25 protein-coding genes are annotated in these 25773 nt (G+C 72.9%); 12 read left to right on the forward strand and 13 right to left on the reverse strand.

Annotation, left to right across the window (positions count from 1 at the left end; genetic code table 11):
• Window positions 1-39 precede the first annotated feature (39 nt).
• Window positions 40-807 (forward strand): ANTAR domain-containing protein, encoded by a 768-nt coding sequence (locus ACWEN0_RS38065; RefSeq protein ID WP_451984711.1) that lies wholly within the window; start codon window positions 40-42, stop codon window positions 805-807.
• Between the two features lie 78 nt (window positions 808-885).
• Window positions 886-1521: a maleylpyruvate isomerase family mycothiol-dependent enzyme gene (locus ACWEN0_RS38070; protein WP_451984713.1), complete on the forward strand. Its 636-nt coding sequence runs from the start codon at window positions 886-888 to the stop codon at window positions 1519-1521.
• Window positions 1522-1563: 42 nt separating this feature from the next.
• Here ACWEN0_RS38070 and ACWEN0_RS38075 read toward each other — a convergent pair whose 3' ends face one another.
• On the reverse strand, window positions 1564-2010 hold the full coding sequence (locus tag ACWEN0_RS38075) for a nitroreductase/quinone reductase family protein (protein WP_451984715.1): 447 nt from the start codon (window positions 2008-2010) through the stop codon (window positions 1564-1566).
• 441 nt (window positions 2011-2451) lie between these two features.
• Between ACWEN0_RS38075 and ACWEN0_RS38080 the strand changes: the two genes are divergently transcribed.
• Together ACWEN0_RS38080 and ACWEN0_RS38085 are read left to right on the forward strand one after the other, a co-directional pair.
• Complete coding sequence (locus tag ACWEN0_RS38080) at window positions 2452-3693, forward strand: amidase family protein (protein WP_451984717.1); 1242 nt, start codon at window positions 2452-2454, stop codon at window positions 3691-3693.
• A 7-nt stretch (window positions 3694-3700) separates the two neighbouring features.
• Window positions 3701-4504 (forward strand): MerR family transcriptional regulator, encoded by an 804-nt coding sequence (locus tag ACWEN0_RS38085; RefSeq protein ID WP_451984719.1) that lies wholly within the window; start codon window positions 3701-3703, stop codon window positions 4502-4504.
• Here the strand turns inward: ACWEN0_RS38085 and ACWEN0_RS38090 are convergent.
• On the reverse strand, window positions 4501-4851 hold the full coding sequence (locus ACWEN0_RS38090; protein ID WP_285997739.1) for an ArsR/SmtB family transcription factor: 351 nt from the start codon (window positions 4849-4851) through the stop codon (window positions 4501-4503). The two genes, ACWEN0_RS38085 and ACWEN0_RS38090, sit on opposite strands and share 4 nt — an antisense overlap.
• 54 nt (window positions 4852-4905) lie before the next feature.
• On the opposite strand from ACWEN0_RS38090, the gene ACWEN0_RS38095 reads away from it, so the two are divergent.
• Window positions 4906-5880, forward strand: coding sequence for a cation diffusion facilitator family transporter (locus tag ACWEN0_RS38095; protein WP_451984721.1), 975 nt, complete (start codon window positions 4906-4908; stop codon window positions 5878-5880).
• On the opposite strand, the gene ACWEN0_RS38100 is transcribed toward ACWEN0_RS38095, so the two are convergent.
• Entirely contained in the window at window positions 5877-7073 is a 1197-nt protein-coding gene (locus ACWEN0_RS38100) for an MFS transporter (protein WP_451984723.1), read from the reverse strand. The two genes, ACWEN0_RS38095 and ACWEN0_RS38100, sit on opposite strands and share 4 nt — an antisense overlap.
• Entirely contained in the window at window positions 7070-7846 is a 777-nt protein-coding gene (locus ACWEN0_RS38105) for a DeoR/GlpR family DNA-binding transcription regulator (RefSeq protein ID WP_451984725.1), read from the reverse strand. The genes ACWEN0_RS38100 and ACWEN0_RS38105 overlap by 4 nt, the downstream gene beginning before the upstream one ends.
• A gap of 123 nt (window positions 7847-7969) precedes the next feature.
• Here ACWEN0_RS38105 and ACWEN0_RS38110 point away from each other — a divergent pair, with 123 nt between their 5' ends.
• On the forward strand, window positions 7970-8557 hold the full coding sequence (locus tag ACWEN0_RS38110; protein ID WP_451984727.1) for a TetR/AcrR family transcriptional regulator: 588 nt from the start codon (window positions 7970-7972) through the stop codon (window positions 8555-8557).
• Here ACWEN0_RS38110 and ACWEN0_RS38115 read toward each other — a convergent pair.
• Together ACWEN0_RS38115 and ACWEN0_RS38120 are read right to left on the reverse strand one after the other, a co-directional pair.
• Window positions 8554-9657, reverse strand: a complete 1104-nt coding sequence (locus ACWEN0_RS38115) for a Gfo/Idh/MocA family protein (RefSeq protein ID WP_451984729.1) — start codon at window positions 9655-9657, stop codon at window positions 8554-8556. The two genes, ACWEN0_RS38110 and ACWEN0_RS38115, sit on opposite strands and share 4 nt — an antisense overlap.
• On the reverse strand, window positions 9654-10382 hold the full coding sequence (locus ACWEN0_RS38120; RefSeq protein WP_451984731.1) for a sugar phosphate isomerase/epimerase family protein: 729 nt from the start codon (window positions 10380-10382) through the stop codon (window positions 9654-9656). Before ACWEN0_RS38120 ends, ACWEN0_RS38115 begins: the two co-directional genes overlap by 4 nt.
• A 205-nt stretch (window positions 10383-10587) precedes the next feature.
• Between ACWEN0_RS38120 and ACWEN0_RS38125 the strand changes: the two genes are divergently transcribed.
• Together ACWEN0_RS38125 and ACWEN0_RS38130 are read left to right on the forward strand one after the other, a co-directional pair.
• Entirely contained in the window at window positions 10588-10782 is a 195-nt protein-coding gene (locus ACWEN0_RS38125; RefSeq protein ID WP_451984733.1) for a hypothetical protein, read from the forward strand.
• Between the two features lie 77 nt (window positions 10783-10859).
• A complete protein-coding gene (locus ACWEN0_RS38130; RefSeq protein ID WP_451984735.1) occupies window positions 10860-11705 on the forward strand; it encodes an SAM-dependent methyltransferase in 846 nt (281 codons plus the stop codon).
• On the opposite strand, the gene ACWEN0_RS38135 is transcribed toward ACWEN0_RS38130, so the two are convergent.
• The 4 genes from ACWEN0_RS38135 to ACWEN0_RS38150 form a co-directional block, all read right to left on the reverse strand.
• Window positions 11702-14407, reverse strand: coding sequence for an RICIN domain-containing protein (locus ACWEN0_RS38135; protein WP_451984737.1), 2706 nt, complete (start codon window positions 14405-14407; stop codon window positions 11702-11704). The two genes, ACWEN0_RS38130 and ACWEN0_RS38135, sit on opposite strands and share 4 nt — an antisense overlap.
• Window positions 14408-14560: 153 nt before the next feature.
• The gene (locus tag ACWEN0_RS38140; RefSeq protein WP_451984739.1) at window positions 14561-15535 is read right to left on the reverse strand and encodes an ABC transporter permease; all 975 of its coding nucleotides are present in this window, start codon (window positions 15533-15535) and stop codon (window positions 14561-14563) included.
• Window positions 15532-16416 carry an ABC transporter ATP-binding protein gene (locus tag ACWEN0_RS38145; protein ID WP_451984741.1) on the reverse strand — a complete coding sequence of 295 codons (885 nt, stop codon included), beginning with the start codon at window positions 16414-16416 and terminating at the stop codon, window positions 15532-15534. Before ACWEN0_RS38145 ends, ACWEN0_RS38140 begins: the two co-directional genes overlap by 4 nt.
• Before the next feature lie 11 nt (window positions 16417-16427).
• The gene (locus ACWEN0_RS38150) at window positions 16428-16823 is read right to left on the reverse strand and encodes a GntR family transcriptional regulator (RefSeq protein WP_451984743.1); all 396 of its coding nucleotides are present in this window, start codon (window positions 16821-16823) and stop codon (window positions 16428-16430) included.
• A 119-nt stretch (window positions 16824-16942) separates the two neighbouring features.
• Here ACWEN0_RS38150 and ACWEN0_RS38155 point away from each other — a divergent pair, with 119 nt between their 5' ends.
• From ACWEN0_RS38155 to ACWEN0_RS38165, 3 genes are all read left to right on the forward strand, one after another.
• Window positions 16943-17716, forward strand: a complete 774-nt coding sequence (locus ACWEN0_RS38155; RefSeq protein ID WP_451984745.1) for a cyclase family protein — start codon at window positions 16943-16945, stop codon at window positions 17714-17716.
• Complete coding sequence (locus tag ACWEN0_RS38160) at window positions 17713-19332, forward strand: thiamine pyrophosphate-binding protein (RefSeq protein WP_451984747.1); 1620 nt, start codon at window positions 17713-17715, stop codon at window positions 19330-19332. The genes ACWEN0_RS38155 and ACWEN0_RS38160 overlap by 4 nt, the downstream gene beginning before the upstream one ends.
• An 86-nt stretch (window positions 19333-19418) precedes the next feature.
• Window positions 19419-20417 (forward strand): hypothetical protein, encoded by a 999-nt coding sequence (locus ACWEN0_RS38165; RefSeq protein WP_451984749.1) that lies wholly within the window; start codon window positions 19419-19421, stop codon window positions 20415-20417.
• Here ACWEN0_RS38165 and ACWEN0_RS38170 read toward each other — a convergent pair.
• Complete coding sequence (locus ACWEN0_RS38170; protein WP_451984751.1) at window positions 20300-21139, reverse strand: hypothetical protein; 840 nt, start codon at window positions 21137-21139, stop codon at window positions 20300-20302. The two genes, ACWEN0_RS38165 and ACWEN0_RS38170, sit on opposite strands and share 118 nt — an antisense overlap.
• A gap of 1 nt (window position 21140) precedes the next feature.
• Entirely contained in the window at window positions 21141-21587 is a 447-nt protein-coding gene (locus tag ACWEN0_RS38175; protein ID WP_395930922.1) for an Lrp/AsnC family transcriptional regulator, read from the reverse strand.
• A 157-nt stretch (window positions 21588-21744) separates the two neighbouring features.
• On the opposite strand from ACWEN0_RS38175, the gene ACWEN0_RS38180 reads away from it, so the two are divergent.
• On the forward strand, window positions 21745-25137 hold the full coding sequence (locus tag ACWEN0_RS38180; protein ID WP_451984753.1) for an indolepyruvate ferredoxin oxidoreductase family protein: 3393 nt from the start codon (window positions 21745-21747) through the stop codon (window positions 25135-25137).
• Here ACWEN0_RS38180 and ACWEN0_RS38185 read toward each other — a convergent pair.
• Window positions 25118-25744: a response regulator gene (locus tag ACWEN0_RS38185; protein ID WP_451984755.1), complete on the reverse strand. Its 627-nt coding sequence runs from the start codon at window positions 25742-25744 to the stop codon at window positions 25118-25120. The two genes, ACWEN0_RS38180 and ACWEN0_RS38185, sit on opposite strands and share 20 nt — an antisense overlap.
• Window positions 25745-25773: the final 29 nt, after the last annotated feature.

The raw sequence follows: 25773 nt of genomic DNA on the forward strand, positions 1-25773 counted from the left end.
CCGGCGTGCTCCTCCGCGGACTGTGACGGGGAGAAGCAGGTGTCCTCCGAAAGACCCCCGGCGAACGTCCGCGCGCCCGTGACCGCGTTGCTCGAAGAGCTGCTGGACCGGATCACCGCCGACGTTCCCGACGCGGTCGGCGCGGCCCTTTCCCAGTACCACGGCGGAAAGCCGCGCGTCGCCGCCGCTCGCGGGCTCTCGGCCGCCTTCGTCCCGGCCCAGCTGGACGGGCTCGGCGGCCCGGTCCCGGTCGCGGCCGGCACGGGCGAGCCGGTCGTCACGGCCGACGTCTTCGCCGACGAACGCTGGCCGTCGCTCACCGTGGACGCTCTGGCCGAGCGACACTCCGCCGTGGACTGGTCGCGCATCCGCGGCGCCGCGGCGTGCGACGTGGGCGGCGCGGTGCTGTCCATGACGCTCCGCCGCCCTGCCACCGAAGAGACGCTGAAGGTGTTGCAGCGCTACGCAAAGCTGGCCGCCGCGGCGGTGGCCGTCGCGGAAATGGACGGGACCGGGCAGATGCTGGACCTCCTGCAGTCGCGGGCCGCGCTGGAGGAGGCGAAGGGGATCGTCATCGCGCTCCGCCGGTGCGACCCCGAGGAGGCATGGGAGACGCTGCGGCGGGCGAGCCAGCAGTTCAACGTCAAGGTGCGCGAGCTCGCCGTCGCGCTGGTGGAACTGCTCGCCGGCGCGCCGGCAACGCAGCCGGACGGCGAGCGCACGATTCACCCGGGCGTGGCGGCCCGCGCCGCCGCCGAGCAAGTGCTGCAGGCGTTCGAGCGTGACGTCGAATTGACGTCGGGCTGACCGGCTGTAACGCTCTGGGCATCGCCGACGACCTGCGTGCATCGGGATCGCCGATCCCGATCGGCCCGAGGAGGTCCGATGCCGGGTTCCGGTCCCTGGCCCGAGATCCACCGCGAGCGCGCGGCCCTTGCCGACGACCTCGCCGGCCTCCCCGCCGAAACCTGGTCGACGCCCTCGCTGTGTCGCGAGTGGACGGTCCACGACGTACTCGGGCACCTCGTTTCGACGGCGAAGTTGACCCCGCCGGCGTTCTTCGCCCGGCTGGCCGGCGCCGGGTTCCGGTTCACCGCGATGACTACGAAGAACATCGCCCGCGAGACCGCGGCCGGCCCGGAGGCGACGCTCGCCGAGCTGCGCGCCCACGCCGACGACAGCACCGGCCCGCCGGGCCCGGCCGATTCGTGGCTCGGCGAGGTCGTCGTGCACGGCACGGACATCCGGTGGCCGCTCGGGCTCGACCGCGCGTTCCCCACCGCGACGCTGGTCCGCGTCGCCGAGTTCTACCGCCGGTCGAACCTGCTGATCGGCGCGAAGAACCGGGTGTCCGGGCTGACGCTCCGAGCGGACGACGCCGAGTGGTCGACCGGCAGCGGCCCCGAGGTGACCGGCCCGATGCTCGCGCTGGTGATGGCGATGACCGGCCGTGAGGCGGCGCTGGAACGGCTTTCCGGCGCCGGGCTCGAGCTGTTGTCGGCCCGGTGCCGGACGGCCTGACCTGGCTGTCGCTTCGGTAGGTCTCCTACGAACCGCGCCAGGTCAGGCCGGGTCGATGCGAAACACGGCGATGCGCTCCGCTGCGGCCGCGGCCGCCTCCGGGGTGGCCGCTTCCGCGAGACCCGTTGTCACCAGGCGTTTCCCCACGCTTGCCGGACTGCTCGCGACCAGCTCGTGCAGCAGCGGGCGCCGCTCCTCCACCGGGACCTCGGTCAGGCGGGCGGCCTTCGTGCGACGGCCTCGGGTGAGCGTCACCTCGGCCGCCGCCCGGGCGTTCGCCACCCAGGCCGCCTTGGGGTAGGCCTGGAAGATGTACCGCTCGCCGTCGATCGGGATGACCGCGATGGGGAACGTGCGCGGGACGCCCGTCCGCCGGCCGGGCACCGTGAGCAGCTGCATCGGGCCGAACGCCACCCCGAGCCGCTGGAGGCCCACGACGATCTTGTTGCCGGCGTTGACCATCCGCCGGTAGCTCTGCGCTGTTGTCATGCCCCGACCGTACACCAGATCATATGAAACTCATATCATCTGTGATCCGTAATCAATGGCGTTCCGGTGCGGGCTGCGGCTCCGGCGGCAGCGGGTCCGGCACGGGGACGCCGGGCTCCGGCGAAGGCCGGTCCGGCCCCGGTCCGGGCGATCCCGGATCGGGCACCACCGGATCCGGCGGGACCGGGTCCGGCGGAACCGGCTCGGCGGGCACCGGAGGTGCGGTCATGCAGGCTGCGGTCGGCATCGGTCTCCCTCCGCCACGCCGTCCGCGGACCGGACGGCCGTTACCGCTGGTTACCACCGCAGCCCGAAACGGAAACCACGGCCCACCCCCGGCGGCTCAGGAAGGCGAGCAGCCGGGTTTGCTCGTCGACGTCGCGCGCCGGTACCGGGTCGTCGTGTTGACCCTGACACCGTGTCAGGCCGTATCCCGGACGCATGACGTTCTTCCGCACCGCCACCGAGGTGGCCGCCGAGATCCGCCGGGGCACGCTGTCGTCCCGCGAACTGACCGAAGGGCTCTTCGCCCGCATAGACGTCTCCGACGTCAACGCCGTCGTCGCGACCCGGCGCGAGTTCGCGCTGGCAGCCGCGTCGAAGGCCGACGCGACGACCGGCGGGCCCCTGCACGGCGTCCCGATGACGATCAAGGACGCCTTCGCCGTCGCCGGGATGGCCACGACCTGGGGCGAGCCCGCGTTCGCGCACGCCGTCGCCGGGGAAGACGCCGAGGTCGTCCGGCGGCTGCGGGACGCGGGCGCGATCGTCGTCGGCAAGTCGAACGTCCACCGCATGCTCGCGGACTTCGGCCAGACCGCCAACCCGGTGTACGGGCGGACGCTCAACCCGAGGGACCGCACCCGCACACCCGGCGGTTCGAGTGGCGGCGCCGCGGCGGCGATCGCGGCCGGGCTGTCCTTTGTGGAGTACGGCTCGGACCTGGCCGGGTCGATCCGGATCCCGGCGGCCTACTGCGGCGTCTACGGCCTCAAGCCGACGCCGGGAACCGTGTCACTGCGGGGTTTCCAGCCGCCAGGACCGGCGACACCGCTCAGCCGCGAGTTCCCGTCGGCCGTCGGGCCCCTCGCCCGCTCGGCCGCCGACCTGCGGCTTGCGCTGAGCGTCACGGGCGGCGCGATGAAGCGCTCGCGACGGTCGAAGGTGACCGGCTTCCGCGTCGGCGTCGTCCTCGACGATCCGGCCTGCCCCGTGACGTCCGACGTCGGCAAGGCGCTCTCGGACGCCGTCGACGCGCTGGCATCCGCCGGGGTCGACGTCCGCGAGGGCTGGCCGGACGACGTCGACCCGGTGGCCCAGGTCGAGGCGTTCGGCTTCCAGGTCGAGTGGTTCTTGGCCGCGCAAGCGCCGGCGCGCGCGGACGAGGAGGAACAGCGGCGGCTCGCGTTGACGGCGGCGTGGGCCCGGTACTTCACCGACGTCGACGTCTTCCTCTGCCCGACGGTCTTCACGACGGCGCCGCGCCACGACGACCGGGACCGCTACGAGGACCAGGTGTTCTGGATCGCGCAGGCGTCGCTGCCCGGGCTGCCGGCCGTGAGCGCGCCGCTCGAGGACGCCGGGCTTCAGGTGGTCGGGCCGGCGCGCGAAGACGACACGGCGATCACGTTCGCGGAGCTCGCCGCGGACGTCGTCGGCGGGTTCGTGGCGCCTGCGGAATGATCGGGCGGTGTTCTCCATCGGCGACTTCGCGCGCCACGGCCGCGTGTCGGTCCGGATGCTGCGGCACTACGACGCGCTCGGGCTGCTGCGCCCGGCACGCGTCGACCCCGCGACCGGCTACCGCAGCTACACGGCGGGCCAGCTGGCGCGGCTCAACCGGATCGTCGCGCTGAAGGACCTCGGGTTCACGCTCGAGCAGGTGGCGACGCTGCTGGCCGACGAGATCCCGGTGGAGCAGGTGCGCGGGATGCTCGCCTTGCGGCGCGCGGAGCTGGCGGCCTCGCTGGCCGAGGGCGCGGCCCGGCTCGCGCAGGTCGAAGCCCGGCTGCGGACGATCGAGGAGGAGGGGCACGCCCCCGACGTCGTGGTCAAGGAGCTGCCCGCGACGCGGGTGGTGGAGCTGACCGGCGTGGCGGCGGGGTTCGCGCCGGAGGCGATCGGCCCGGTGGTCCGGCCGCTGTGCGCGGAGCTCGGCCGCCGCCTGCCCGCCGCGGACGTCACCCCGGCCGGCCGGCTGACGTGCTACTACGAGCCGCTCGCCGAGGACGAGGTCGTGGTGCACGCGGCGGTCCCGGCGTCGGCCGGCCCGGGCGACCTCAACGGCCTGACGGTGGCGGACCTCCCCCCGGTCCGCGCGGCAACGCTGGTCCACCACGGCGCGATCGACGGCGTCCTGCCGAGCTGGCAGGCGCTGGTCCGCTGGACCACCGACCACGGCTTCAGGTCGGCCGGACCGCAGCGGGAGCTGTACCTGGACTGCCCGGCGGACCCGGCGGGCTGGGTGACGGAGCTGCAGGAGCCGATCGGCTAAGGGCGGTGGGCGTGCTCGGCGGGCAGGTCGCGGTCCAGGTGGTCCGCGTGGTGCAGGGCCTGGGCCAGCAGGCCGCGCACGTGGTTGTCCGCCGCCGAGTAGTAGACGAACGTGCCTTCGCGGCGGCCCTTCACCAGGCCCGCCAGCCTCAGCTTCGCCAGGTGCTGGCTGACCGCCGTCGGGGCCGCGCCCGCCAGTTCTGCCAGGCACGCCACCGAGGACTCGCCCTGCAGCAGGGCCCACAGGACCTTGATGCGGGTCGGGTCGGCCAGCAGGCGGAACGACTCCGCGGCCAGGTGGACCTGCTCGTCGGTGGGCATGTCGAACTCCGGCAGCGACGCGTGCATGGCGATTACCCTACTACTTGCGTATCTGCGTGTGTGCGCAGATAGACTCGCAACATGACCGACGAGCACCACGGGCACGGACACGGGCACCGGCCCTCCTGGCGGCACCGGCTGCGCCACGCGTTCACGCCGCACAGCCACGACTCCGCCGACCGCGTCGACCACGCCCTCGAAACCAGCCGGCGCGGGCTGCGCACACTCGGGTGGTCGTTCGCCGCGCTGCTGGTCACCGCCGTCGCGCAGCTGGCGCTCGTGCTGGTCACCGGGTCGGTCGCGCTGCTCGGCGACACCATCCACAACTTCGCCGACGCGCTGACGGCCGTCCCGCTCGCGGTCGCGTTCCTGCTCGGCCGGCGGGCGGCGACGCGCCGGTACACCTACGGTCTCGGCCGGGCGGAAGACCTGGCCGGCGTGGTCGTCGTGCTCGTCGTCGCGGCTTCCGCGGTCGCCGTCGGGTACGAGTCGGTGCGGCGACTGCTCGACCCGCAGCCGGTCGGGCACCCGTGGGTGGTCGCCGCCGCCGGGGTGGTCGGCTTCGCCGGCAACGAACTCGTCGCGCGGTACCGCATCAAGGTCGGCCGCGAGATCGGCTCGGCCGCTCTGGTCGCCGACGGCCTGCACGCCCGCACCGACGGCTTCACGTCGCTGGCCGTCGTCGCCGGGGCGGCGGGCGTGGCGTTCGGCTTCCCCGCCGCGGACCCGATCATCGGGCTGGGCATCACGGTCGCGATCCTGTTCGTCCTGCGCGACACGGCGAAGGAGGTCTTCCGGCGCCTGCTGGACGCCGTCGACCCGGCGTCCGTCGAGCTGGCCGAGCGGACGGCGTCCGAAGTGGACGGTGTGCTGGGCGCCCGTGACCTGCGGATGCGGTGGATCGGGCACCAGCTGCGGGCCGAACTGGCCGTGACGGTCGCGGCGGAGCTGACCGTCGGGCAGGCCCACACGCTCGCGCACCAGGTGGAACACCGGCTGGTGCACACGGTGCCCCACCTGGCGGCGGTGACCGTCCACACCGAACCGGTGCCCTAACCGCCGACGGGTTCCTCCACCGGCGCCGGCTTCGGGCTCAGCACCCCGGCGAACACCGCCGCCAGGACGCACAGCACCACCGGCAGCGCGAAGGTGACGTTCAGCGGCATCCACCGCGTGAGGCCGCCGATGAGCGCCGGGCCCGCGAGCAGGCCGACGTAACCGAGCCCGACCACGCGAGCCATCAGCGCGCCCGACGCGCGCGTGTCCAGGTTGCCCGCCGCGGTGAACAGCTGCGGGACGCCGCCCGACAGGCCCAGCCCGAACAGCGCCCAGCCCACCAGGGAGACCGGGACCCACGGCGCGGCCGCCGCGATGGTCAACCCGATCGCCGCGAGGGTCGCGCCGTAGCGGACGATCGCCGCCGGGCCCGCCCACGCCGCGACGCGGTCGGTCAGGAAGCGGCCGGTCGTCATCGCCACCGCGAACGCGCCATAGGCCAGCGCCGCCGTCGAGGCGGACGTGCCGAGCACCTTTTCCATGTGCAGTGCGGCCCAGTCGTTCGCGACGCCCTCCGAAAGCATCAGGGCCAGGGCCAGCAGGCCGAGCAGCCACACCACGCGCCCCGGTGTGCGGCGGCGGGCCGCCGGCGAAGGCGCCGACGACGCGACCTCCGCGGGGGCGTCGGACGCCTCCATCAGGAACCGCGCCGAGGCCAGGGAAAGGACCACGCACAGCAGCCCGGTGCAGGTGAGCGTGACGCCGGTCGGCACGCCCGCGCCGAGCGTCGCCGCGCCGATCACGGCGGCGAACGCGCCGCCGATCGACCACATCGCGTGGAACGCCGCCATGATCGGGCGCGGGTAGGCCCGCTCCACGACGACCGCGTGCGCGTTCATCCCGACGTCGATCGCGCCGTTGCCGAACCCGAAGAGGATCAGCGAAAGCCCCAGCGTCCACCACGAGTTCGCGAACCCCGGCGCGCACAGGGCGAGGCCGAGGAACACCCCGGCCGCCGGGACCAGCCGGCGGTGGCCGAGCCGGTCGACGAGCGGGCCGGACACCTGCATGCCCGCGAACGCCGCGCCGCCGAGCACCAGCAGCAGCGCACCGAGCGTGCTGTGGGAAATGCCGGTCTGGCGCTCGACGTTCGGGATGTGCACGACCCACATGCCCATCCCGAACCCGTTGAGGGCGAAGAACATGAAGGTCGCGAACCGGGCGGCGCGCGGGTGGGACGGAGCGGTCGTCATCGGCTCTCCAGGGGGACGGCGACGTGGACGAGCACGCCGAGTTCGGCCAGCGCGGCACGCTGGTCCTCGGGCGCGCCGGGGTCGGTGATCACGACGTCGGCCCGGTCGGCGGGACAGACGTGGGCGAGCGCGGCGCGGCCCCACTTCGCGCCGTCGGCGAGCACGATCGCGCGCGCCGCGACGTCGAGGGCCGCCCGCTTGACCTCGGCATCGCCGAGGTCGAAGGCCGTGAGCCCGGAGCCGAGGTCGAACGCGCACGGGCTCAGCACGGCGACGTCGAACCGAAGGGCGCGCAGGGAAGCCAGCGTCAGCGGCCCGACGAGCGCCTGCTCCCCCGGCCGCGGTTCGCCGCCGGGCAGCAGGAGCCGGACTCCCTCGTCGTCGGCGAGTTCGCGGACCGCGTGCAGGGAAAGGGGCATGACCGTGACCGCGCGACCGCGCAGCAGCCGGGCCAGCTCCAGCGCCGTGGTGCCGCTGTCGAGGACGATCGTCTCGCCGTCGCGGATCAGCTCGGCGGCCGCGGCCGCGATGGCCCGCTTCGCCGCCGTCTCCGCCGTGGCCCGGGCCGCGAACGGCGGCTCGATCCCCGACGGCGACGCGGGGACGGCCCCGCCGTGCACCCGCCGCAGGACACCCCGCGACGCCAGGTGGTCGAGGTCGCGCCGCACCGTCATCTCCGACGCGCCGGTCGCCTCGGCCAGCTCCGCGACGGCCACCTGGTCGGCGCCGCGCAGCCGCTCCACGATGACCCGTTGCCGTTCCGCGCTCTTCACGTCGCGATGCTCGCAAGCCGCTCGCGTTCGCACAACCAATTTGTTCGACCGCTCACGCCGCTTGTGCGAAACACCGCTGCGGCATGATGGTGCCGTGCACGCCGCCGAGACCACCGCGACCCCGTGACCGGGGGCTACCTGAAGGGCCGGATCCGCCGCGAGGACATCATCACGGCGGCGGCCGCGGCGTACGGCGAACTCGGCTACCACGGCTCGTCGCTGCGGGAGATCGCCAAGCGCGTCGGGATCTCCCACGCCGGGCTCCTCTACTACTTCCCCACCAAGGAAGCGCTGCTCGCCGCCGTCCTCGAACGGCGCGACGCCGAGGACTCCGAGCGCGAGCAGCTGACCGTGCCGCCCGGGCTCGACGTGCTGCGCCACTTCGTCGCGCTCGCCGAGCACAACGTCCGCCACCCCGGGATCGTCGACCTCTACTCGCGCCTCGCCGCCGAAGCGGTGTCGGCGGACCACCCGGCGCACGAGTACTTCGTGCGCCACTACCGGGCCGCCCGCGACGGCGTCCACGAGTCGTTCGAGGCGCTCGCCGCCCGCGGCGAGCTGCGGCTGGGCGTCGACCCCGGGATGGCGTCGCTGACGTTCATCGCCCTGATGGACGGCCTGCAGGTGCAGTGGCTGACCGTCCCGGGCGACGTCGACCTGGTCGGTTCGCTGCGCTTCTACCTCCAGAACCTGCTCACCGTCCCGCTCTAGAGCGTCTTCGCGTACGGGTCCCAGCCCGCCGGCAGCGCGGGCGGGACCTCGACCGTGCTCGCGACCTCGACGGTCTGACCACGGGTCAGGGACTCGTCGATGGCGAGCATCGCGTCCAGGACGTGGTAGGCCAGCTCGCCGGACGCGCGTTCCGGCACGCCGGACCGGATCGCCCGGGCCAGCTCGAGCGCGCCGGTGCCGCGCGACGCCCGGTGCCCGCGGGGCGTCAGCTCTTCCGGCTCCGCGTGCCCGAGCAGGTGCAGCGCCGTGGAGCCGTCGAACCGGTTGGGGTCCGGGAGCACGGCGGTGCCGAGCGTGCCGGTCAGCTCGACGAACCCGGTCCGCTTGAGGGCCGAGTCGAAGCTCAGCACGAGCTGGGCGGAGCCGCCGCGCTCGAACTCGGCGAGCGCGGTGACCGTGGTCGGCACCGTCACCGGGAACTCCGTCCCGGCTCGCGGCCCGGAGCCGATGACGCGGGTGTCGCGCGCCCGCCCGCCGGCCCCGGTGACGCGGCCGATCGGGCCGAGCAGCTGCACCAGCGTCGTCAGGTAGTACGGGCCCATGTCCAGCAGCGGGCCGCCGCCGGCCTGGAAGAGGAACTCCGGCGCCGGGTGCCAGCTCTCCGGCCCGGGCACCTGGAACAGGGCGAGCGCGGAGAGCGGCTGCCCGATCCGGCCCGCCTCGACGGCTTGACGCGCGGTCTGCAGCCCGGCGCCGAGGACGGTGTCTGGCGCGCCGGCCACGCGCAGGTTCTTCTCCCGTGCCCGGTCCAGCAGCTTGCGGCCGGTCTGGCGATCGAGGGCCAGCGGCTTCTCCGTCCAGACGTGCTTGCCGGCTTCGAGCGCGGCCAGCCCGACGTCGACGTGCGAAGCCGGGATGGTCAGGTTGACCACGAGCTCGACCTCGGCGTCGTCGAGCAGCTCGGCCACGGTGCCCGAGCGCGGCACGCGGTACTCGGCCGCGCGGGCCTCGGCGCGGTCTGCGTCGAGGTCGGCGACGCGGACCACGCGGACGTCCGGGAAGCTCGTCAGGTTCTCGAGGTAGGTGCCGCTGATGACGCCGGCGCCGACGACCCCGACGCCGACCGGGCCGCCGGTCACCGGCCGGCCAGGAACGCGCGGCTGGCGGCGATGGCCTCGAACAGGTCGCCGTCGTAGGCGTCGAACTCGACCACGCGCAGCGCGTCCGGCGCCGCGGCCAGGACCTCGGCGACCGGCACCCGGCCCTGCCCGGCGGGGACCTGGCCGGTGGCGTCGGTGGCGAGGCCGCCGTCCTTGACGTGGATCGCCCGGACGCGGTCGCCGAGGCGGCGCAGCAGCGCGGCCGCGTCCTCGCCGCCCGCGGTGGCCCAGTAGGTGTCGACCTCCAGCGCGACGGCCGGGTCGAGCTGGCCGGCGAGCACTTCGAACGCGCTGCGGCCGTCGATCCGGGACTCCAGCTCCCACCAGTGGTTGTGGTAGCCGACCCGGACGCCGTGCTCCGCCGCGACCTTGGCGGCCGCGTTGAGCGCGTCGGCCGTGGCCGCGACGTCGGCCGGGTCCTGCCACTGCTCGGGCTTGACCAGCGGGTCGATCACCAGGCCGATGCCCAGCTCGGCGGCCGCGGCGAAGACGGCCGGCTGGTCGGCACCGAGCAGGCGGGCGTGCGCGGTCGGTGCCGACAGGCCGTTCGCGGGCAGGCCCGCGCGCAGGGCTTCGACGTTCTCGACGACGCCGTAGGGCTCCACGTTCGTGAAGCCGATCGCGGCGAGCCGCCGCAGCGTGTCGGCGGGATCGGCCGCGAACGCGTCGCGGACCGAGTACAGCTGCACGGAAAGCTCGCTCATCGCCGGCTCCTGGGTCACGGGGCAGATGCTGAATTTCTACCACTTGGTCAAAATTGACACCAGGGATTTGCCGGCCGCTCCACCGGACGGCGGAGGCCGCGTGCCCGACATCACCACCGGGGGTGTTTTGGCAAGCGCCCGTTGGGGCAGTAACGCCTTGAACGGTGGTCAGAGCTGATCCGATCCGATCCGGGAGGTGCCGGTAGTGGACAGGGCAGGGGACGAAGTGGACACGGGCGCCGTCGGGCACCCGGGGTCCCGTCGCGACCTGACGGAACTGTCCGAGGCCGCACGCGACCTCGACCGCCGCATCGAGCAGCACCTCGCCCGCCTGCGCCGCGAACGCGCCGAACGCGCCCGGGACGACATCCCCGACCAGCGCCTTCGCCCCAGCGGCTGACCTCGCGTTTACCGCGCGGACCCGAGCTACTACTCTGGGTGGCGCACCACCGCCCGTCCAGGTCCTGCGAGGTCGTCATGTCCGAAACGCTGTCCCCGAGCCAGAAACCCGTGGGCGTCGACCCCGACCGGCCGAGCATCGCGCGGATCTACGACGGGTTCCTCGGCGGCAACAACTTCTACGAAGTCGACCGCGTGGTGATGGAGAAGATCCGCTCGGCGGTCCCGGAAGCCGTGGACGTCGCCCGCGGCAACCGCGGCTTCCACAACCGCGCGCTGCGGATGCTGGCGAGCCAGACCGGGATCCGGCAGTACCTCGACTGCGGATCCGGGCTGCCGACGGCGGAGAACACGCACCAGATCGTCCAGCGCATCGACAAGGACCACACGGTCGTCTACGTCGACAACGACCCGGTGGTCCTCGCGCACGGCCGGGCGCTGCTCGTGGAGAACGACTTCACGCACATGGTCGAAGCGGACATCTTCAAGCCGGAGGCGGTGCTCGAGAGCGACGAGGTGCGGCAGCACATCGACTTCTCCGAGCCGGTGGCGCTGCTGCACGTCGGCACGATGCACCACTTCGAGGGCGACGGCGCGGTCGACGTCATGCGCGAGTACATCGACGCGCTCGCCCCGGGCTCGTACGTGGTGCTTTCGCACTTTTTCGACCCCGAGGTGCCGGAGCTGACCGAGATCGCCAAGCGCATCGAGCAGATCCTGGTCCAGGGCCCGCTGGGTGCCGGTCGCTTCCGCACCCGCGTCGAGATCGAGGCGATGCTGCCCGGGCTGGAGTTCGTCCAGCCGAACGCGACGTCGGCGCCCGGCCTGGCCGTGTGCGACGAGTGGTGGCCGGACGGTCCCCGGCTCACGCCCCTGTCGGGTTCGGCGAAGTGCGTGGCCGGGATCGTCGGCGTCAAGCACTAGCGCAGGCGCCACAGGTGGTCCGCGGTCCCGCTGTCCGCGAACTGCACCACCTGGGCGCTGTCGGCCGTGGACATCCGGTCGACGCCGAGCACCTTGCCGGAATTGCGGTTCACGATCCGGAACCAGCCGCTGCCGTCGTCGCGCAGCCGCCACAGGTGGTCCACGGACCCGTTGTCGGCGAACTGGACGACGATCGCACTGTCCACTGTGGACATCTGGTCCACGCCCAGGACCTTGCCGGAGTTGCGGTTCTCGACGCGCAGCCGGCCGTCCGGGACCAGCCGCCACACGTGGTCGGCCGTGCCGTTGTCGCCGAACTGCACCACCTGCGCGCTGTCCGCGGTGGACATCTGGTCGACCCCCAGCACCTTGCCGGAGTTGCGGTTCTTCAGCCGCCACCAGCCGTCGCCGTTGTCGACAAGCTGCCACAGGTGATCGGCGGTGCCGTTGTCGGTGAACTGGACGACCTTCGCACTGTCGGCGGTCGACATCTGGTCGACGCCGAGGACCTTGCCGGAGTGGTGGTTGCGGACGCGGTACCAGCCGTCGCCGTTCGCGACGAGGTGCCAGACGTGGTCGTCGGTGCCGTTGTCCGCGAACTGCACCACCCGCGCACTGTCCGCAGTGGACATCTGGTCGACGCCCAGGACCTTGCCGGAGTTGCGGTTCACGATCCGGAAGCCCGCTCCCCCGCCGCCGGGCACCCACGGGTGGCCGTTCGGGTCGGCCGTCGGGAACGACGTGACGCGCAGCCGGGCCGCGCCCATCGGGATCAGCGTGACCGTCTCGACCGCCGCGTCACTGCGTGCCGGTGACGCCTGCAGCGGCGTGACGACGTTCTGGTCGTCCGCCGTCCATTCGGCGATCTTCCGGGCGGTCGCGGTGATCTTGACCGGCGCGGTGTCCGGGGTGAACGGGTTGGCGGGCAACGCCCCGCCCGCCGCGGAGAACGTCAGCGCGGCGCCGACCGTGAGCCCGTAGTTCCACGGCGTCGTCGCGTGCACGGCGTATTCCGGGAACTGCGCGCTCCCGCCGAGGCTCTGGTAGCTCTCCCCGATCTTCAGCGAGTAGGTCAGCGGCCCGTGGTCGACCGAGACGGAGTCGTGGTTGGCCGGCCACGCCCGCGTGGTCGTGCGCTGCGGCAGGGTCAGCGTGACGACGTCGCCGTCGGCCCAGGTCCGGTCGACCTTCACGAACGTCGGCCCGGCGCTCGCCGCCACCGTCGCCCCGGCCACGACCAGCCGCGGCGCCGAGCACCAGGCCGGAATCCTGAAGTACAGCGGGAAAGCCAGCCGCTTCGACGTCCGGACCGTGAAGGTGACCTGCTCGGAGAACGGGTAGGTGGTGTCCTCGGTGATGGTCACCGAGGTGCCGTCGCCGACCTTCGCCGTGACGCTGCTTGCGGAGTACATCGCCGCCGCGAGCCCGTTGTCCGGCGTCGCGAGCCAGAGCTCTTCGGTGAAGTACGGCCAGCCCATGCCGTAGTTGTGCGGGCAGCAGCGGTACTGGTCGACCCCGGGCAGGTAGGCCTGCATCGCGAAGCCGTTCTGGAACTGGCCTTCGCTCTTCGGGACGTTGTCGAGGTCGACGCTATTCGCACTGGTGATGTAGTGGACGGCGCGCCCGGCCGGGTCGAGCGCGGCGGGCAGCGAGTTGAAGGCGAGGTCCTCGCAGCGGTCGGCCCACACCGGGTCGCCGGTCAGCCGCGTCAGCAGCTGGTGGCTGGCCATGAACTCGACGATCCCGCACGTCTCGAAGCCCTGCCGCGGGTCACCGAAGCCGGGCCGCGCGTTCTCGTCGCCGGCGAAGCCGCCACCGGCGAACTGGCCGTAGGTGGCCATGATGGTGGCGTAGTCCTGGTAGGTGGCCTGGGTCAGGCTCGCGTTGCCGGACCGCATCGCGTACTGGGCCGGTTCGCGGAAGCCCTGGGCGACGTTGACGTTGTGCAGGCTCGGCAGGTTGTTCACCCAGTCGGCGCCGTAGGAGTGGATCTTGTCGGCGAGGTCGAGCAGGAACGTGTCGCCGGTCCGGTTGAACAGCCAGAAGACGCTGTCGAGGCCGTCACCCCAGCGCACGGACACCCAGCTGGAGTCGAACGCGCTCTTGCCCTGGGCGTTCATGTACTCGAGGAACCGGGTCAGGAACGGGATCACGCGGGCGTCGCCGGTGTACTCCTGCCAGGAGCGGAGGGCCTGCAGCAGCGGCAGGTACGGCCAGAAGTCCGGACCGTTGTCGAGCGCCGTGCGCAGGGCGGTCGGGCCGAAGAAGCCGTCGGACTGCTGGGTGGCGAGGATGCCGTCGATCCACCGGGCGGCGGTGGTCTTCGCCGTGGCGTCCCCGGTGACGGCGGCGAGGTCGACGTACCCGCGCAGCCAGTAGGGCACCTCCTCCCAGCCGGTGCCCTCGGGGTGGATCCAGCCGGTGGTGGCGAAGTCGAGGAAGTGCGACGTCTCGGGGTAGTGCCCGCAGAGGCCGTCGAGCTGGAGCTTCAGCTGCCCGGCGAGCCAGCCCTTCGCCGTGACGGCGCCGGGCGGGAGCTTGAGGAAGGCGGCGGGTTTCAGCGGCGCGGCGTTCGGGGTGTAGAGCCCGCCGCCGGCGGGAGCGACCTTCCGGCGAAGCGTGGCAGCGGTGGAGACGTTCGCGCCGGACACCAGGGTGGCGGCAACGGCTCCGGTGACGAACTGCCTGCGGCTCAGCGACACGGGACCAGCCTCCGCTCGTCTTTACAACGTTGCAAAAACAGTCTTACCGTGCTGATACAACGTTGTAAATCCGCCGTTCGTCGGTGCTCGGCCAATGGGCACGAAGGGCACCTTCCTGGCTTCGAAGTCCATGAAGGTGCCCCTCGGGGCCGGTCAGGCGAGGGTGCGGAGGCGGCGGAGCGCGAAGTACACCAGCGCCGCCGCGAGCAGGACGAAGATGCCCGTCTCGATGGCCTGGAACGTCCAGAACCGGTCGCCCGGCTGGAACTCCCGCCAGTCGTACGCGCCGGGCCCCGCGCCACCGGTGTCGCCGCAGCCGCCCGGCGGGCACGGGCCGACTTGGGCGTCCGGCAGCACCATCTCCCCCGCCGCGTTGCGGACGCCCTCGGACAGCACCCAGTCACCCGACGCCGGGTTCGGCGTCTGCCCGCCCGTCGGGGCGAACGACAGCGTCTGCGCCGGGAGGTACCGCGGCCGGGCCAGAACCTCGACCGCCACCCGGACCGCCGCGAAGCCGACCAACGCGATCCCCATGGCGGGCAGCACCTTGCGCCAGAACGTCCCCGCGAAGATGCCCAGTGCCAACGCGAACAGCGTGTAGGCGATCGGGACGACGCCCTGGACGTCGAACGACAGGTACGTCAGCCGGCCCGTCGACGCGGACACCAGCGGCTGGAACCACCACGAGACGCCCAGCGCGTACCCCACCGCCAGCACCGCGGTGATCGCGCCGACCAGGCCGAACTTCGCCAGCGCCCACTGCAGGCGGCTGACCCCCTGCGTCCACACGAGACGGTGGGTGCCCTGCTCGACCTCGCGGGCGACCAGCGGCGCGCCGAAGAACACGCCGACCAGCACCGGCAGCACCACGAACAGGACCGCGACGAACACCATGCCGCCGAACTGCTGCTGGAACTGGTGGCCGAGGCGCTCGCAGTTCCCGGCGGCTTCGGTCGCCGTGACCATCGACGCGCTGCCGAGCGCGGCCTGGCAGGCGGGCAGGCCGAGGCCGTCGAACTTCGTGTGCATCGCCAGGCCCGTGGGCACCATGACCGCGGCGAGCGCCACGAGCGCGCCGAGGGTGAACAGCGCCTGCCTGCGGTGCTGGCGCCAGGTCAGCCAGATCATGCCGGCACCTCCCACGCGGCCGCGGCGACCCGGGTCTCCGCTTCGGCGAGGTGGGCCAGCACCAGGTCCTCCAAGGTCACTTCGTGCTCCGTCCACAAAGGATCGATCGGGCCGTCGCCCCGGCGGACGAGCAGCGTCGACTGGCGTTCGGTGTGGCTCGCCCGGATCACCTTCGCCACGCCGGCGATGGACTCGCTGCCGGCCCGCGGGCCGACGAGCGTGCGGTGGGTCTCGAGCAGCTCGTCCACCGACCCGGTCAGCTGGACGCGGGACCGCTGCAGGACGATCAGGTGGTCACAGCTGCGTTCGAGGTCGGCGAGCAGGTGGGAAGACAGCAGCACCGTCGTCTCGCTCTCCGCTACCGCGCCCATCAGCGCCTGCATGAACTCGCGGCGTGCCAAGGGATCCAGGCTCGCGATGGGTTCGTCGAGCAGCAGCAGCCGAGGACGCTTGGCCAGCGCGAGCGCCAGCGCGACCTGTGCCCGCTGCCCGCCGGAGAGCTTGCCCACCGGCTTGTCCGGCGGGATGCCGAGCACGGCGAGCCGTTCGCGGGCCAGCGCGGCGTCCCAGCGGCGGCGGTTGAGCTTGCCGCCCATGGTGACCAGCTCCGCCGCGGTGAAGTCCCGGTACAGCGGGGTGTCCTGCGCGACGAACCCGATCTCGGCGAGCATCGACCGCGGCTCGCGGCCGAACACGCGGGCCTCCCCCGCGTCGGGCCGCAGCAGCCCGACGGCCAGGTGGAGCAACGTCGTCTTGCCCGCGCCGTTCGGGCCCACCAGCGCGGCGATCCGCCCGGCGGGCACCTCCAGCTCGCAGTCCCGCAACGCCCACGTGCGCCCGTAGCGCTTGCCCAGCGCCCGGGCCTGTACGGCCGGTTCCATCCAGGAACTCCCTACGCAAGGTCGCGCGGCACCGGCGTGCCGCGCAACGTGGTCTCGAACAGGGCGGCGATGTCGTCGGCCGACATCCCCGCCGCTTCGGCGCGCTCCAGCCAGGCCACCAGCTCGTCCCGCAGCCGCGCCTGGCTGCCGAGCGACGGCCCGGCCAGGCTGCCGGTGACGAACGTGCCCACGCCCGGGCGGCCTTCCGCGAGGCCCTCCAGCACCAGCTCGCGATACGCCTTGAGCACCGTGTTCGGGTTGATCGCCAGCGCCTGCGCCACGTCCCGCACCTTCGGCAGCTGGTCGCCGGGGCGCAGCAGGCCGACCCGCAGGGCCTGCTTCACCTGGACCACGAGCTGCATGTAGGTGGCGACCTTGGAGCGGCCGTCCAGGACGAACTCGATCACCCGACACCCTTCTATTGTCTTACGACATTAAGACAACACCGGGAGCCCGGCGCTGTCAAGAACCGGTCCGGCGGGCATAGGGTCTCGACCGAGACGCACACCGGCACCGGGAGGCAGGCATGTCGTTGTTGGACGGGCTGAGCAAGGCGATCACCGGCGGGGCGGTCGAAGTCGTCGACCTCACCGCGCCCCTGAGCTCGAGCACGCCGATCCTGCAGCTGCCGGAGCCGTTCGCCAACACCATCCCGTTCCGGCTCGAGGAGATCAGCCGCTACGACGAGCGCGGCCCGAGGTGGTACTGGAACGACATCCACACCGGCGAGCACACCGGCACCCACCTGGACGTCCCCGTGCACTGGGTGTCCGGAAAGGACGGTCACGACGTCTCGCGGGTGCCGCTGAAGACGCTGGTCGCGCCCGCGGTCGTGCTGGACTTCTCGGCGAAGGCGGCCGAGAACCCGGACTTCCTGCTCTCGATCGACGACGTCCGCGCGTGGACGGCCGAGCACGGCCCGCTGCCCGACGGCGGCTGGCTGCTCTACCGCACCGGCTGGGACACGCGCAGCGAAGACCAGGCGGAGTTCCTCAACGCCGACGACACCGGCTCGCACACCCCCGGCGTCTCCCCCGAGTGCGCCCGGTGGCTCGCCGAAGAAACCCCGATCACCGGGCTGGGCGTCGAAACCGTCGGCACCGACGCCGGTCAGGCACCCGGGCTCGAGCCGATGTTCCCCTGCCACGAGCTCCTGCTGGGCGCCGGGAAGCACGGCCTGACGCAGCTGCGGAACCTCGCGTCGCTGCCGCCGACCGGGACGCTGCTGATCGTCTCGCCGCTGCCGATCGTCGGCGGCTCCGGCAGCCCCGCCCGGGTGCTGGCCCTGGTGGAGCGGTGAACGTCGCGGAACTGGTCGGCCGGACCTTGGCCGGCCTCGGCGCCGGCACGGCGTTCGGCGTGGTCGGCAGCGGCAACTTCGAGGTGACGAACGCGCTGCGCGCGGGCGGCGTCCGGTTCGTCGCCGCCCGCCATGAGGGCGGCGCGGCGAGCATGGCCGACGCCTACGCGCGGATGAGCGGCCGGGTGCCGGTGCTGTCCCTGCACCAGGGCTGCGGGCTGACCAACGCGATGACCGGCATCACCGAGGCCGCCAAGAGCCGGACGCCGATGATCGTGCTCACCGCCGACTCCGCGGGCGCGTCGGTGCTGTCGAACTTCCGGGTCGACCAGTCCGGCCTGGCCGCGGCGGTCGGCGCGGTGCCCGAGCGGGTGCACTCGGCCGCCAGCGCGTTCGCCGACACCGTGCGGGCCTTCCGCACCGCCCGGCAGCAGCGCCGGACGGTCGTGCTGAACCTGCCCCTCGACGTCCAGGCCGCGCCCGCCCCCGAGCCGGCTTCCCTGCCGGACGTCCCGGGCCCCGCCGTGGTGCGCCCGGACGCTTCGGCGGTGGCCGGGCTGGCGGAGCTGCTGGCCGCCGCCGAACGGCCGGTGTTCATCGCCGGTCGCGGGGCCCGCGGGAGCCGGGAACCGTTGCGGGAACTGGCTTCGCGCAGTGGCGCGCTGCTGGCGACGTCCGCCGTCGCGCACGGGCTCTTCCACGGCGACCCGTTCGCCCTGGGCATCTCGGGCGGGTTCGCGTCGCCCCTGGCCGCCGAGCTGGTCGTGGGCGCCGACCTGGTCGTCGGCTGGGGCTGCGCGCTGAACACGTGGACCACCCGCCACGGCAAGCTGCTCAGCCCGCACGCGAAGCTGGTCCAGGTCGACGTCGAGCAGCGCGCGCTGGGCGCCCACCGCCCGATCGACCTCGGCGTCGTCGGCGATGTCGGCGCCACGGCCACGGACACGCTGGCCGTGGCGAAGGAGCAGCAGGGCTACCGCACGGAGGAGGTCGCCGCCCGCATCGCCACCGGCCGCTGGCGCGACGTCGAGCACGACGACCTGTCCGCGGGCGGCCGGATCGACCCGCGGACGCTCAGCAAGCTCCTCGACGACCTGCTGCCCGCGGAGCGGATCGTCTCGATCGACTCCGGCAACTTCATGGGCTACCCGAGCGCGTACCTCTCGGTGCCCGACGAGCAGGGGTTCTGCTTCACGCAGGCGTTCCAGAGCATCGGGCTCGGCCTGGGCACCGCGATCGGCGCCGCGCTCGCCCGCCCGGACCGGCTGCCCGTGCTGGGCACCGGCGACGGCGGGTTCCACATGGCACTGTCCGAACTGGACACCGCGGTCCGGCTCGGCCTGCCGCTGGTCGTGGTCGTCTACAACGACGCCGCGTACGGCGCGGAGGTCCACCACTTCGGCGACGCCGACATGACCACCGTCCGCTTCCCCGACTCCGACCTCGCCGCCATCGGCCGCGGCTTCGGCGCCGAGGGCGTCACCGTGCGGTCCGCCGAGGACCTGTTCGCGGTGCGGGAATGGGTCGCCGGCCCGCGCAGCGCGCCGCTGGTGATCGACGCGAAGATCGCCGACGACGGCGGTTCGTGGTGGCTCGCGGAGGCGTTCCGGCACTGACCCGCCCTTGACAGCGGCCCGGGCGGAGCTGGATGCTGGCCGAGTTGTCTTATAGTCGTAAGACAGTGGGGGAACTAGGAGCCGTCATGCGCATCTTCCGTACCGTCCTCGCCGTGCTCGCGGCCGCGACCCTGGTGGCCGCACCCGCCGACGCGGGCCAGACCCGGCAGCCGGCCGATCCCGTCGGAGCCGTCCTCGCCGCGTTCGGCACGCACTCGATCGTCGCGAAGTCCAGCCCGGAGCCCGGGACGTTCGTCTTCGACCTCGTCCGCGACCCGCGCTTCCCCGCCACGGTGAACGACATCGCCGTGGAGTGCGGGAACTCGCTCGACCAGCCGCTCCTGGACGCCTACACCGCGGGTGGCGACGTCCCGGACGTCAGCAAGGTCTGGCGGGACACGACCCAGCCGAGCTGCGGGTTTTCGCTGTACTACGAACAGCTTTTCGCGCTCGTGCGGCAGGTCAACACGACGCTCCCGGCCGCGCGGCGGATCCGGGTGCTCGCGTGCGACCCGCCGATCGACTGGAGCCGGATCCACCACCCGGCCGACGTGGAACCGTTCGACGACCGGGACGCGTCGATCGCGTCCGTGGTGAAGACGCAGTCCCTGCAGAAGCACCGCAAGGTCCTGATGCTGTTCGGGCTGGGGCACCTGAAGCACGACGGCGGCAGCGCGGCGGTCGCGCGGCTGGAGCGCGAATACCCCGGCGCGGCGTACGTCATCGCCGACCACTACGGGTTCACCTCGGACAACGCCCGGCTCGAACGGCGGCTGGGCTCGTGGCCGGCATTGGTGCCCCTGCAGGATTCCTGGCTGGGCGCGCTCGACACGACGTACTTCCCGACCGGCCGCGAATACCCGCCGGGCACCAAGGGTTTCCCCGGCGTCGACGCGTACCTGTACACGGGCCCGGCCGACCTGCTGCTGCGCGAACCACTGTCGGCGCGGGCACTCCTGGACACGGACTACATGAACGAACTGCGCCGCCGCGCGACCGCCATCGACGCGCCGCCGGACGCGCTCGCGTGGCCGGAGTTCTTCTTCGAGCGGGAACGGACGTCCGGGGTCCTGCTCCACGGTTGACCCACGCGGTGTGACACCCAGACGTTCGGTTCGACGTAGACCGCGAAGTCCTGGGCCAGACAGACGAACACCGGCGCCAGGGCACCGGGGACGAACACCGCGCCGTCGTGGTCGAACGGCAGCCCGGTCCAGCGCCGCCAGGCTTCGAGGGGTGCCTGGACGGTCGCCGAGCAGGGCGCGACGGCCGCGATGCGGCCGCCGGCGCGCACGTGGGTGCGCAGCCAGCGGTCGGCGGGCAGGCCGTCCGCCCGGGTCTCGGCGGCGTACTCGCGCATCGGTGCCGCCGGGACCCGGGCCTTGTCCGGTGGCCGGACGGGGATCACGAGCGACGTCAGCCCGGCCGCCGCGTCGCGCATTCCCGCCAGCACGGTGCCGGAATGGCCGCGGCCCTGGTGGTCCGGGTGCACCGCGATCTCCAGGGCGCACGCGGTGTCGGGGGTGACGGCGTCGAGCGCGTCTTCCGCCGCCCAGACGGCCACCTCGTCCCAGCCGCGGTCCGGGAGCGAGCCGCGGCCGCGGAACGGCACCATGATCCCGCGCGCGACGGGTTCGCCGTCTTCGAGGAGCACGACGACCAGGTGCGGCCAGCGCCGCGCGACCCGGCGGCCGCGCACCAGCAGGCTCGCGAGGCTGCCCGCCATGAACTCCGGCGAGTCCGGCGGGTACGGGATGGCGTAGGCGGCCTCGGCGAGGTCCGGCCGCTGCGCCAGCGTGACGAGCACGTCAGCTCCCCCGCGACCAGGACTCCAGCGCGATCAACGTCTTCGTGCCGGTGACCTGGTGGTGACGGCGGATCTCGTCGATGGTCTTCTGCAGGTGGGCCATGTCGCGCACCCGCAGCCACACCAGCGCGTCCGGGTCGCCGGCGATCGTGAACACCGCCTGCGCCTCGGGCATCCGCGTGGTCGTGCGCAGGATCTCGGCGACCTTGGTGTTCCCGACGAACCGCAGCTCGGTGAACGCCTCGATCCCCCAGCCCAGCTTCGCGTGGTCGACCTGCACGGTGAACCCGGTGATCACGCCGGTCTCGCGCAGCCGGTCGATGCGCCGCTTGACCGCGGCCGTCGACAGCGTGACGCGGCCCGCGATGTCCGACAGCGTGCGCCGGGCGTCCTCGCGCAGCAGGCCGAGGATCTCGTGGTCGGTCGCGTCGAGTGGCTCTTCGGTCATGCGCCTGAGCGTAACCTCGCGCAAAAATCCGGGCCAGCGGACGCGAAATTCCGCCGAAGTTTGCGTCTGGGATGCTGAACCGGCATCGCCTGTTGCGTCGCTGTGGTCGGCGTCGCAGTGTGCCCGGAAGCACATCGACGCGAAGGAGGCCCGCGCCGTGGAGACGTTCACGCTGGAGGACCGCTACCTGCGGGAAGCGGGGACCGTGCACCTGACCGGGGTGCAGGCCCTGGTCCGGCTGCTGTTCGACCGCGTGCGGCACGACCGCGCCCTCGGCGGCGACCCCGCCGTGTTCGTCTCGGGCTACGAAGGCTCGCCGCTGGCCGGCTACGACCTCGAGCTCGGCCGCCGCGCGAAGCTCCTCGAGAAGCACGACGTCGTCCACCGCCCCGGCCTCAACGAAGAGCTGGCTGCGACGTCGGTGATGGGCAGCCAGCTGGTCGCGGGCGCCGGCGGGCGCCGCGGCGTCACCGGCTTCTGGTACGGCAAGGCACCCGGTCTCGACCGCGCGACCGACGCCCTCCGCCACGCCAACCTCGCGGGCACCGACCCGCGCGGCGGCGCGGTCGCGCTCGTCGGCGACGACCCGAACGCGAAGTCCTCGACCGTGCCGTGCGCGTCCGAGCTCGCGCTCGCCGACCTCGCCATGCCGATCTTCTTCCCGGCCGACTCGCAGGACGTCCTCGACCTCGGCATGCACGCGGTCGAGCTGTCGCGCGCGGCCGGGCTGTGGACGTCGCTGAAGGTCGTGGCCAACGTCGCCGACGCGTCCGGCACCGCCGTCGTCGATCCCCGGTGGACGGCGCCGGTGCTGGACAAGGGTTACCGCCACCAGCCGACGTCACGGCTGCTCGGCACCAGTCTCGCGGAGCTGGAACGCAGCCTCTTCACCGTCCGGCTGCCCCTCGCCCTCGAGTACCTGCGCGTGAGCGGCGTCAACAAGATCGTCACCCGCGGGCCCGCCGACCGGATCGGCCTCGTCGCCGCCGGAAAGTCCTATCTGGACCTCCAGCAGGCGCTGCGTTCCCTCGGCCTCGACGCGGAAACGCTGTCCCGGTACGGCATCCGCGTGCTCAAGCTGGGCGCGATCCACCCGATCGAGCCCGCGATCGTGCGCGAGTTCGCCGACGGTCTCGACGAGATCGTCGTCGTCGAGGAGAAGCGTTCCTTCGTCGAGGCGGCGCTCAAGGAAGTCCTCTACGGCGTTCCCGGCGCCCCCGCGATCACCGGCAAGAAGGACCGCGACGGCCGGACGCTGTTCACCGAGCTGGGCGAGCTGGACCCGGACGGCATCGCCACCGGCCTGGCCCGGCGGCTGCCCGCGGACATCCCGTCGGTCGACGCCTACCGGGCGCGCCGTCGCCGCGAGCGCATCCCGGTGCCGCTGCTCGCGCGGACGCCGTACTTCTGCTCCGGCTGCCCGCACAACTCGTCGACGAAGGTCCCGGAAGGCACGCTGGTCGGTGGCGGCATCGGCTGCCACACCATGGCGTTGTTCATGGAGCCCGACCAGGTCGGCACCGTCCTCGGCGTGACGCAGATGGGCGGTGAGGGCACGCAGTGGATCGGCATGGCGCCGTTCGTCGAGGCCGAGCACTTCGTCCAGAACATCGGCGACGGCACGTTCACCCACTCCGGCAGCCTCGCGGTCCGAGCGGCCGTCGCCGCCGGCGTCAACATCACCTACAAGCTGCTCTACAACTCGGCCGTGGCGATGACCGGCGGCCAGGACGCCGTCGGCGGGCTGCCCGTGGAGAAGATCGCCGAGCTGCTGCTCATCGAGGGCGCGAAGCGGGTCGTGATCACCAGCGACGCGCCCGCGAAGCTGCGACGCCGCAAGCTGCCCGCCGGCGTCGAGGTGCGCGACCGCACGGAACTCCTCGCCACGCAAGAAGAACTGGCCGTGGTCAAGGGTGTCACCGTGCTGATCCACGAGCAGGAGTGCGCGGCGGAGAAGCGGCGGAAGCGCCGACGCGGCAAGCAGGAGACCCCCGCGACACGGGTGGTGATCAACGAGCGCGTCTGCGAGGGCTGCGGCGACTGCGGCACGAAGTCGAACTGCCTGTCGGTGCAGCCGGTGGCGACGGAGTTCGGCCGCAAGACCGCGATCCACCAGTCGTCGTGCAACGTCGACTACTCGTGCCTGGCCGGGGACTGCCCGTCGTTCGTCACCGTGGTGCCGACCGGGAAGAAACAGCGCCGCAAGCTCGGCGAACTGGCTGCTGACGCCGTGCCCGCACCTCCGCCGGGCGCGAAGGACTTCACCGTCCGGATCACCGGGATCGGCGGCACCGGCGTGGTCACCGTGACGCAGATCCTCGCGACGGCCGCGGTGCTCGACGGGCGGCACGTCCGCACGCTCGACCAGACCGGGCTCGCGCAGAAGGGCGGCGCGGTCGTCTCCGACCTGAAGGTGACGGCCGAGCCGGTGGCGCAGGCGCCGAAGCTCGCGACCGGCGAATGCGACCTCTACCTGGCGTGCGACGCGCTCGTCGGCGCGGACGCGGCGAACCTCGGCGTGGCCGACGCCGCCCGCACCACCGCCGTCGTCTCGACCACCGAGGTCCCGACCGGCCGGATGGTCGTCGACACGACGGTGGCCTTCCCGGACCCCGGCAGCGTTCTGGCGCCACTGGAGGCCGCGGCGGCCCGCACGGTCTCCTTGGACGCGCGCGGCCTGGCCGAGGAGCTGTTCGACGACGACCAGTTCGCGAACGTGCTGCAGCTCGGCGCGGCGTTCCAGACCGGCGCGATCGGCCTGCCCGCCGCGGCGATCGAGCGCGCGATCGAGCTGAACGGCACCGCGGTGGCGGCGAACCTGCAGGCGTTCCGTCGCGGCCGTCAGCTCGTGGCGAACCCGGAAACCCCGACGGCGCCGAAGACCCCGGCGCGCCCGGTCGCGCAGCCGGCCGCCCGCGAGCTCGTGCACGCCGAGCCGGGGTCCGAGCTGGCCCGGCTGCTCGACGTCCGGATCCCGGATCTGGTGGCGTACCAGGACAAGCGGTACGCGCGGGCGTACGCGGCGTTCGTCGAGCAGGTGCGGGTGCTGGAGGACGGGCCGACGGAGATCACCGAGGCCGTCGCGAAGCACCTGTACAAACTGATGGCGTACAAGGACGAGTACGAGGTCGCGCGGCTCTCGCTCGACCCGGCGTTCACCGAGGGCCTGTCCGAGCAGTTCGGCGAAGGCACGACGTACGCCTACCGCCTGCACCCGCCGGTGCTGCGCGCGCTGGGGATGAAGCGCAAGATCAGCCTGGGCCCGTGGTTCCGCCCGGCGTTCCGGCTGCTGCACGCCCTGCGGCGGCTGCGCGGCACCCGCCTGGACCCCTTCGGCCGCGCGCACGTGCGCAAGGTCGAGCGCGAACTGATCGAGGACTACCGCGGCGTGGTGCTCGACGCGTTCCGCGCGGCCGACGTCGACCGCGCCCGGGCGCTGGCCTTGGCCGAACTGCCCGACCTCGTGCGCGGCTACGAGGACGTGAAGCTGGCGAACGTCTTGCGGTACAAGGAAAAGCAGGCCGAGCTCCTCACGCTCGCAAGTAGCTGAGCATCGCCTGGGCCTCGTCGGGGACGCGCAGCTTCGCGCTGACGTCCCCGGCGTGCTGCCGGGCGGCGTCGGTGCCGATGCCGAGCAGCCGCCCGATCGTCGGCACCGAATGGCCTTCGGCGAGGAGCGCGACGACCTCGCGCTCGCGCGCGGTGAGCGTGGCGACCGGGTCGCCGGGGCGGCGCTTGGCCAGCTGGACGGCGACCACGTCGCGGTCCAGCACCGTGCCTCCGGCGGCGACGCGCTTCAGGGCGTCCAAGAACTCGTCGGGCTTCCCGACGCGCTCCTTGAGCAGGTAGCCCGCGCCGCCCCCGCCTGCGGCCAGGAGGTCACCCGCGTAGCCGTCTTCGACGAACGCCGAGAGCGCGAGGATCGCCAGGCCCGGCACCCGCCGCCGGGCCTCCAGCGCGGCCCGCAAACCCTCGTCGGTGAAGGTCGGCGGCATCCGGACGTCGACGACGGCCAGGTCGGGTGCCTGCGCCCCGACCTCGGCGACGAGGTCTTCGGGGTGGTCGACGGCCGCGGCGACCTGGAACCCCTCGCTGCGCAGGAGCAGCACCAGCCCCTCCCGCAGCAGGGCGTCTTCTTCCGCGATCACGATCCGCACGGCGGCTGCCTCCTCGTGTCCACCCATCC

The organism is Amycolatopsis sp. NPDC004378 (genome assembly GCF_053602455.1).

Coding starts and splice junctions, on each gene's coding strand:
- ACWEN0_RS38145 (WP_451984741.1), bottom strand. CDS start 16,416: ATGGAACCGGCCGTACAGGCCCGGGCGCTGGGCAAGCGCTACGGGCGC.
- ACWEN0_RS38165 (WP_451984749.1), top strand. CDS start 19,419: ATGCGCATCTTCCGTACCGTCCTCGCCGTGCTCGCGGCCGCGACCCTG.
- ACWEN0_RS38140 (WP_451984739.1), bottom strand. CDS start 15,535: ATGATCTGGCTGACCTGGCGCCAGCACCGCAGGCAGGCGCTGTTCACC.
- ACWEN0_RS38090 (WP_285997739.1), bottom strand. CDS start 4,851: ATGCACGCGTCGCTGCCGGAGTTCGACATGCCCACCGACGAGCAGGTC.
- ACWEN0_RS38080 (WP_451984717.1), top strand. CDS start 2,452: ATGACGTTCTTCCGCACCGCCACCGAGGTGGCCGCCGAGATCCGCCGG.
- ACWEN0_RS38155 (WP_451984745.1), top strand. CDS start 16,943: ATGTCGTTGTTGGACGGGCTGAGCAAGGCGATCACCGGCGGGGCGGTC.
- ACWEN0_RS38175 (WP_395930922.1), bottom strand. CDS start 21,587: ATGACCGAAGAGCCACTCGACGCGACCGACCACGAGATCCTCGGCCTG.
- ACWEN0_RS38070 (WP_451984713.1), top strand. CDS start 886: ATGCCGGGTTCCGGTCCCTGGCCCGAGATCCACCGCGAGCGCGCGGCC.
- ACWEN0_RS38075 (WP_451984715.1), bottom strand. CDS start 2,010: ATGACAACAGCGCAGAGCTACCGGCGGATGGTCAACGCCGGCAACAAG.
- ACWEN0_RS38095 (WP_451984721.1), top strand. CDS start 4,906: ATGACCGACGAGCACCACGGGCACGGACACGGGCACCGGCCCTCCTGG.
- ACWEN0_RS38130 (WP_451984735.1), top strand. CDS start 10,860: ATGTCCGAAACGCTGTCCCCGAGCCAGAAACCCGTGGGCGTCGACCCC.
- ACWEN0_RS38120 (WP_451984731.1), bottom strand. CDS start 10,382: ATGAGCGAGCTTTCCGTGCAGCTGTACTCGGTCCGCGACGCGTTCGCG.
- ACWEN0_RS38100 (WP_451984723.1), bottom strand. CDS start 7,073: ATGACGACCGCTCCGTCCCACCCGCGCGCCGCCCGGTTCGCGACCTTC.